The following is a 7,460-nucleotide window of genomic DNA, read 5'->3' as shown; positions in this document are numbered from 1 at the left end:
GTTCCCAGGCATACCAAAGCCAGCGTTGTTGTTTCTTATTAGCCACAAAAGACCACTGTTCATCGACTTCACAAAGGAGTTCAATGTGCAAATTATCAAGCGGTAAAGACGTTACCTGCTTCGGCGAGAGTTTTTTAAAGTACGAACAACCGCATTAATGCTGATATGAAGGGCCCTAGCAGTATCACGAATACCGGCATTATTCATCGTGAGGTCGATAATTTTATCTTTAGTTCCGGGTTGGCAAGCACGATATTTATAATCGAGTTGGAAGCTTCGGCAGCAATCTTGGCAACGATAACGTTGATGACCAGTGCTACCTAATCCATGTTTTTTCACTGGGAGCGTTTGTTGACAAAATGGGCACCTTACATCGACTTTAGCCATGAATATTCTCCGATAAATTACCCTATATTACAGGTTAATCACCGGATTGAATACATGACCGCTGTGATGGTAAGCGCACTGTGAATTTTATTTACTGAATATAGTATTTATTATTATATTTTAGATGATGTGATTTATTGAGGCTATTTAAATTTATTATATTTAAGTTAAATCAACCTAGGGTTAACAGGGAATAAAATAGGTTATCTAATAAAATAGGTGAGTGAAGTATAAGTTTATAGGGGCTTTTAGGGATTGAAAGGGCATTGGGGGGAATGGTAATTTAACTGGTAGGGAGTAAAGCTAGGTTAGTCTAGAGCAGTACATTTTGTGTATTTAATGAGAAATGCTAAATACCTGCAATAGAAGAGTAAAATATACTAGCCGCATGCGTCGCAGTACTGTGGCGTTTCTGGTGCCCAGTCATTTAAACAAAAAGGCACCTTCTAAAATATAGAAGGTGCCTGTAAAAACACTGCATTAACCGACTAGGATTAGTTCATGCCGTATTTTTTCAGTTTCTTACGCAGAGTACCGCGGTTGATACCCATCATCAGGGCTGCACGGGTCTGGTTTCCACGGGTATATTGCATAACCATGTCCAACAAAGGCTGTTCTACCTCAGCCAATACCAGCTCATATAAATCGTTAACATCTTGATTATTTAATTGAGCAAAATAGTTCTTCAGTGCTTGCTTGACTGAATCACGTAACGGTTTTTGAGTTACTTGATCTTGTGAATTTACAGTAGCAACGGTTAGTACGTCAGAATTTACGCGTTGTTCGAACATAGTTCTGTCAGCTCTTATCTTTATTTACGCAAAAATTTTCAAAAAATGCTTCCAACACCTCCAGCTGTTCGCTGGCATCCTCAATGGTGTTGAATGAGCGCCGAAACTGGTCATCAGGTGCATGTTCCTTTAAGTACCAAGAAACATGTTTGCGCGCTATACGGGCTCCTTTGCCTTGACCATAAAAGTCGTGCAATTCCTGTACATGCGCTAGCATAATGCGTTGTACCTCTGCCATTGGCATCGGTGGCAATATTTCACCTGTGTCCAGATAATGCTGGATTTCCCGGAAGATCCATGGTCTTCCCTGAGCCGCTCGTCCTACCATCAAGGCATCAGCCCCTGTGTAGTCCAAAACAGCCCTGGCTTTTAGCGGGTCAGTAATGTCGCCATTGGCAATAACCGGAATGGTAACAGTCTGCTTAACTGCCCGAATATTGTCATATTCAGCTTCCCCATTAAACAGACAGGCTCTAGTTCTGCCGTGAATGGTGAGTGCTTGAATGCCGCAATCTTCGGCCAATTTGGCAATTTCTATGCAGTTTCGCTCTTCAGGTGACCAACCTGTGCGGATCTTAAGAGTAACAGGTACATCCACTGCTTTTACGACACCTTCTAGAATCGACTTAACGATTTCTGGATAACGTAGCAGTGCAGAACCTGCAAGCTTACGATTCACTTTTTTAGCTGGACAGCCCATATTGATATCGATAATTTGAGCGCCACTCTCAACATTAATTTGAGCAGCAGCAGCCATCTCATCGGGATCATTGCCAGCTATTTGAACGGAACGTACCCCAAGTTCATCACGATGAACCATTCTGAGCCTAGATTTGTCTGTCTTCCAAACCTGAGGGTTAGAAGAAAGCATTTCTGATACCGTCATACCTGCGCCCATGTCATAACAGAGTGACCTAAAAGGTTTATCTGTAATGCCAGCCATTGGGGCAGCAATAAGACAGTTTCTCAACTGATATTGTCCGATTCGCATAACTAAATGGGGGCCATACTGTGACTGCAAGGGCGCGTATATTACGCATTTTTTACGAGATATGAAAGGACAAACTTTGAGCAAACGGTTATTTATCACTAATTTTTTTATCTTGCATTCTAGCAACTAAAAAATTAGTTATATTTAACAAACAGTTAAGCGTACTCGATAACGATTTATTAAAATAACTGTTGCGTTGTTCAAATCTCGTGCAGAACAGATTATCACCAGCTATTGAGCAATATTTGAGCTATAAGATAATCTATTCTGGCGTTATTTTCAAAGGAATTATTCCCTAATTTTGATAAAAAAAGCCATCAAAAGTGCTTGACACCGGTAATACGGCACCACTCATCTTTTTCAGCCACAGGGTCAATTTCAAACATGGGTCGATAAGCATCAGCAACCCCTTCTGCTTGAGTGGCTAATACCCCAGAAAGACCCAGTAAACCACCTGCACGAGGCAATACGCTTATCATTGGGGCTAATTCACGTAGAGGGCCAGCAAGGATGTTAGCAACTACGACATCAGCTTGTAGCGCTTCCGGTTGGTCTTTCGATAAGTAGAGAGATAAACGCTCGGAGACGCCGTTACGTTGCGCATTATCGCGACTTGCAGTAATAGCTTGAGGGTCGATATCGATACCAATGGCATGAGCGGCACCTAGTTTCAATGCTGCGATCGCCAAAATGCCCGAACCGCATCCGAAGTCGATTACCGTTTTCCCTTCGAGATCAAGGCTATCTAACCATTGAAGACACAGTGATGTTGTTGGGTGGGTCCCTGTTCCGAAGGCTAAGCCTGGGTCTAACATGACATTAACGGCAGTTGGGTCCGGAACATCGCGCCAACTTGGGCAGATCCATAAACGCTCACCAAAGCGCATTGGGTGGAAGTTATCCATCCATTCTCTTTCCCAGTCTTTATCTTCTAATTGTTCGATTTTATGAATGAACCCAGTTCCAAGAAGAGGGCTATTTTCCAATTGAGAAACCACCCATTTCATGTCGGTTTCTGCATCATATAAACCAATGACGTCAGTATCACCCCAAAGACGAGTTTCTCCAGGTAGGGGCTCAAAAACAGGGGTATCATGGCTATCTTGAAAAGTGACGGATACCGCCCCAGTTTCGATGAGTTCATCGCCAAGAGCTTCTGCTTGTGGACCTGTTGAGTTGATGCGGATCTGTATCCAAGGCATATTTATCTCTTATGTTAAAATCTAATTTGTTGATGTCTTAATTGTGGGCAATTGTACTGGATTTTTGCCAAAAAAGTTACCTATCAAGAAGGCTATGAGGCTGAAAATTAGCGATGGAACGATAGCGTGAAAGCCCATAAGTTCTATCTTAAAGGAAGCAAAAATGGCATAACATACGCCACCGACAACCATACCGCAAATTGCCCCTGTACCATTGGCTTTTTCCCAATATAGCCCAAGAACTAATGGCCACAAGAAAACCGCTTCAAGACCACCAAACGCTAATAAATTCAGCCAAATAATCATTTGAGGTGGGTTCCACGCAGCGATCAAAAGCAAAGCCCCTAAGATCAAACTAGAACAGCTAGAGATCCGAGCCAGTTTTTTCTCATTTTTAATTTGCGTGGGCACTGCATTGAGGTAAATATCTTTTACGATAGTGGCTGAGGACTGCAAGAGCTGAGCATTAATAGTCGACATAATTGCCGCCATCGGTGCTGCTAAGAAAATCCCAGCGGCAAATGGAGGAAGGACTTGTACCATCAATGTTGGTATCACTTGGTCAGGGATGGTCAGATCAGGCAAAATTGCGCGCCCTAATGCACCCGCAAAGTGCATACCAAACATCAATATTGCCATCACGATAGTGCCTAAAATAATTCCTCGGTGAACAGCTTTGCTGTCCTTGTATGAAATACAACGCACCGCGGTGTGGGGTAAACCAATCACGCCAAAACAGACTAGAACCCAAAAAGAAGCTAAGAAAGGCCCACTCAGAATATCGTCAGCCCCTTCGGGCGACACTAATTTAGGGTCAATGGCATGCATCTTTTCGATGGCTGTAGGGAGCCCACCAGCATGGTAAATGATGGCAACAAGTAGGATCACTGTCCCGATAAGCATAACTAGCCCTTGCAATGCATCATTCAATACGCTGGCTCTGAAGCCACCAATAGCTGTATAGAGGGCGATAGATACCCCAAAAATTATCAAACCATAGGTATATGGGATACCAGCTGCTGTTTCTAATAGCCTTGCGCCGCCAATAAATTGCACTGTCATGGCGCCAAAAAAAGCAATGAGTAGGCTAACACTTGCAAACCAAACTAAGAAGCGGCTTTGATAGCGAGCGTAGAGCATATCGTTAAGGGTCACTGCATTATAGCGGCGCGCTAAAATAGCAAATTTCTTACCCAGTACGCCAAGGGAAAGCCAGATTGCCGGTAGCTGGATCATCGCTAAAAGTACCCAACCTAGACCATATTTATAGGCGGCTCCAGGGCCTCCAATAAATGAACTCGCACTGATATAGGTTGCGGTAATTGTCATTGCAAGGACGAAACCGCCCATGGAACGATTACCTAAGAAATACTCATTCAGAAATTCGCCTGTTTTCCGCTTTTTATAGGCATAAATTGATAACAGAAAGACGAGGGCAAGGTAACCGATTAATGGTAGGAGAACTTCAATCTGCATCATTCTCCTCCAGAGAGATATCTTTGAATATGAGCTTAACCATCATAATACACAGTAGAATAAAGATGACGGGCAAAATTAGGCATGACCATTCAAACCATAATGGTAACCCAGTAACTCCCATCGTATTGCTAGGAAGGTATGCACAAATAACCCAGCCTATCATATAGGCTATCGTTAAATAGAGTGACCAACGGGCCTCTTTATTTGATTGAAGAAAACGTTTGTCCATCCGTTATTCCTCCTCATTCTCACAAAAATAATCGGGGATTGTACGATAATCTGGGAGTGGAGTGTGAAAAATTCAGAGAAAAGCGATTAAAGGCAGTGATTTATTTAAGATGAACTTAGCTAAATATTGAGAGATAAAGTCAAATTAAGTAGATAAAATCTTAATAACCAGCATAAAAGACATAAAAATAAGGGTGTATGACGCAAAAAATAAGAATATAGAATTGTTTATTTTTAATCCTATTTTAGGGGAGGTAGATGCATTATGTCTTTTGAATGTAATGATCAAAAATAATAATGCGCCAGCCGCAGCTGCGGTTAGCATTAGGTATGAATGATTGAGTAACCCAGAACGCAGAAATAGCAATATATTTAGTGCTAAAACGAGTAGCGTTCGGCTCCAAGCTTGCTGTGTTCTTTCTGGTTGTAGTCCGGGGTCTCGCATTGCACTGCCTATAGTAAAATATATAAGAGTGCGAAAGAGGCTGCGGTCATGATAAACAATGTAATTAACAATAAAAAAGAAGTGTATTGAAGGGGTTTATCTTGCCGCATTGCTAATTCGTTTTGTTTCCAGCGATACAATGCCATCGCCGCGGTCAGCCCACCCGCCACAGCGAGCACTAATGCCAGTGCCATTTTTATCCATGGAAATTCGATAGATTGAAATAGTTGTTCGATGGCAATTGCACCAGCTAAAAAAGCCAACGCTGTTCTAATCCAGGCTAAAAATGTTCTTTCGTTAGCTAATGTGAATCGGTAATCCGGCGCTTTCCCAAGTATTTTCCAGTTTTCTTTTTTTATCGTCATTGGAATTCCTATCTTTTTTAGAAAAAGTGAGAAGAAAATCACAAAACATTAATGTAAGTGTGGGCTTTCTTTTTCTGATGATATATTAATCTAAATGTTATAACAATATAACAAAGCATTTTGCCTTACTATACCGTAAGAGAGGATCTATGGATCTCGATAAAATATCAAAAAAAATTATAGAATTATCAGGCGGTTCTGAAAATTTCATTCACGTCACAAATTGTATGACTCGAGTGAGAATGACATTAAAAAATGAAGAAAAGGCGGATATTGCAGGTTTGAAAGCACTACCTGGCGTGCTAGGAGTGGTGAGTGATGAAACATTGCAAGTGATTGTCGGACCGGGAAAATGTAACAATATTGCTGACGCAATTAATCAACTACTATCTAACGGGGACTCTGAAAGCACTGTATTGCAGGATGATAAACCTGAAAGCGATGTATTAGCTAAAGCTGAAATCGCTAGAAATAAACCAAACAAAAACACGCCAGTTAAAGCCGTGCTAAGAAGTATAGCGAATATTTTTGTTCCATTATTACCCGGCTTAATTGCTGCTGGTACTTTAATGGGGATCAATAACATTATTGTTAACTCGGCACATGCCGAGGCGCTAGCTCAGGGAATTCAAGCAACCGCTAATATGTCAGCAGCCCAAGTGGTTTTGCAACAACAAGGGTTGTTAGAAATAAGTACTATTATGGGGATTATTGCGAGTGGCTTGTTTAGCTTACTAGCTGTATTCACCGGTATTTTTGCTGCTAAAGAGTTTAAGGGAACTGAAATCTTAGGGGGGATTTTAGGGGCAATTACGATTGCGCCTCAAGTTGCTATTTTGGGACTAACTCCGGGACAAGGTGGGTTAATTGGGGTTATTTTTGCGGTTTGGATTAGCTGTTGGTTAGAAAAGCGATTACGCCGCTATATCCCGAGTATGATAGATGTTATTGCAACCCCAACGTTGACAATCATCATTATGACTGCGCTTTTGCTATTTGGTATTATGCCAGTAGCTGGCGTTGTATCTAATGGTATTTTAGGCTCATTGTCCGGAATTTTACAGCATGGTGGCTTAGCGGCTGGTTTTATCTTATCTTCTTTATTCCCATTTTTAATTTCTCTTGGTTTACACCAAGGGTTAATTCCTATCCATTTAGAATTAATTCAAGCAACAGGAAGTTCGCAGTTATTTGCGATTCAAATCATGAGTAATTCCGGTATGGTCGGCGCTGCAATTGCCGTCTTGATAATGACAAAAGATCCGGTAATGAAACGTGTCGCTAAAGGGGCTATCCCGACCAGTATTTTAGCCGTAGGTGAACCGACTATCTTTGGGGTAAACATCCCAGCAGGCTTTGCATTTATCACAGGATCGATAGGTGCTGGTTTTGGGGGAATGATGATCGTCTTATTGGATGTAACAGCCAATGGGGTCGGAGCCGCAGGGCTATCCGCACTACCACTGATAGCGGATGGTAAATATCTCCAATACATTTTTAGTTGGTTAGTCGGTGCGAGTATTGCTTTCGTATTGACTTATGTTGTTGGACGTATCAGAAAGTACCAGTAAA

The 7,460-nt window shown here is 41.8% G+C and carries 8 protein-coding genes and 1 pseudogene; 1 reads left to right on the top strand and 8 read right to left on the bottom strand.

The window, feature by feature from the left end; all coding sequences use genetic code 11:
• The 8 genes and pseudogenes from ACIPUA_RS00755 to ACIPUA_RS00720 all read right to left on the bottom strand — a co-directional run.
• Positions 1-387 (bottom strand): annotated as a pseudogene (locus ACIPUA_RS00755) (IS1 family transposase); the annotation flags it as partial.
• Positions 388-881: 494 nt separating this feature from the next.
• On the bottom strand, positions 882-1,178 hold the full coding sequence (gene fis / locus ACIPUA_RS00750) for a DNA-binding transcriptional regulator Fis (RefSeq protein WP_004258438.1): 297 nt from the start codon (positions 1,176-1,178) through the stop codon (positions 882-884).
• A 7-nt stretch (positions 1,179-1,185) separates the two neighbouring features.
• Positions 1,186-2,169 carry a tRNA dihydrouridine synthase DusB gene (dusB, locus tag ACIPUA_RS00745; RefSeq protein WP_004908195.1) on the bottom strand — a complete coding sequence of 328 codons (984 nt, stop codon included), beginning with the start codon at positions 2,167-2,169 and terminating at the stop codon, positions 1,186-1,188.
• Positions 2,170-2,486: 317 nt separating this feature from the next.
• A complete protein-coding gene (gene prmA / locus ACIPUA_RS00740; protein WP_042846272.1) occupies positions 2,487-3,371 on the bottom strand; it encodes a 50S ribosomal protein L11 methyltransferase in 885 nt (294 codons plus the stop codon).
• Between the two features lie 21 nt (positions 3,372-3,392).
• Entirely contained in the window at positions 3,393-4,847 is a 1,455-nt protein-coding gene (gene panF, locus ACIPUA_RS00735; RefSeq protein WP_042846270.1) for a sodium/pantothenate symporter, read from the bottom strand.
• Positions 4,837-5,079 carry a YhdT family protein gene (locus ACIPUA_RS00730; RefSeq protein WP_042846269.1) on the bottom strand — a complete coding sequence of 81 codons (243 nt, stop codon included), beginning with the start codon at positions 5,077-5,079 and terminating at the stop codon, positions 4,837-4,839. Before ACIPUA_RS00730 ends, panF begins: the two co-directional genes overlap by 11 nt.
• Before the next feature lie 144 nt (positions 5,080-5,223).
• Positions 5,224-5,523 carry a DUF202 domain-containing protein gene (locus ACIPUA_RS00725; protein ID WP_042846268.1) on the bottom strand — a complete coding sequence of 100 codons (300 nt, stop codon included), beginning with the start codon at positions 5,521-5,523 and terminating at the stop codon, positions 5,224-5,226.
• Positions 5,524-5,531: 8 nt separating this feature from the next.
• Positions 5,532-5,888, bottom strand: coding sequence for a YidH family protein (locus tag ACIPUA_RS00720; RefSeq protein ID WP_042846266.1), 357 nt, complete (start codon positions 5,886-5,888; stop codon positions 5,532-5,534).
• A 149-nt stretch (positions 5,889-6,037) separates the two neighbouring features.
• Between ACIPUA_RS00720 and ACIPUA_RS00715 the strand changes: the two genes are divergently transcribed.
• Positions 6,038-7,459 (top strand): PTS transporter subunit EIIC, encoded by a 1,422-nt coding sequence (locus ACIPUA_RS00715; protein ID WP_449059187.1) that lies wholly within the window; start codon positions 6,038-6,040, stop codon positions 7,457-7,459.
• Position 7,460 lies beyond the last annotated feature (1 nt).

The organism is Providencia sp. AGC89 (genome assembly GCF_053543535.1).
This window is presented reverse-complemented; position numbering and strand designations above follow the sequence as displayed.

Excerpts from the sequence above, each read along its gene's own strand:
- ACIPUA_RS00725 (WP_042846268.1), bottom strand. The coding sequence starts at position 5,523 with ATGCGAGACCCCGGACTACAACCAGAAAGAACACAGCAAGCTTGGAGC.
- dusB (WP_004908195.1), bottom strand. The coding sequence starts at position 2,169 with ATGCGAATCGGACAATATCAGTTGAGAAACTGTCTTATTGCTGCCCCA.
- panF (WP_042846270.1), bottom strand. The coding sequence starts at position 4,847 with ATGCAGATTGAAGTTCTCCTACCATTAATCGGTTACCTTGCCCTCGTC.
- ACIPUA_RS00730 (WP_042846269.1), bottom strand. The coding sequence starts at position 5,079 with ATGGACAAACGTTTTCTTCAATCAAATAAAGAGGCCCGTTGGTCACTC.
- ACIPUA_RS00715 (WP_449059187.1), top strand. The coding sequence starts at position 6,038 with ATGGATCTCGATAAAATATCAAAAAAAATTATAGAATTATCAGGCGGT.
- fis (WP_004258438.1), bottom strand. The coding sequence starts at position 1,178 with ATGTTCGAACAACGCGTAAATTCTGACGTACTAACCGTTGCTACTGTA.
- prmA (WP_042846272.1), bottom strand. The coding sequence starts at position 3,371 with ATGCCTTGGATACAGATCCGCATCAACTCAACAGGTCCACAAGCAGAA.
- ACIPUA_RS00720 (WP_042846266.1), bottom strand. The coding sequence starts at position 5,888 with ATGACGATAAAAAAAGAAAACTGGAAAATACTTGGGAAAGCGCCGGAT.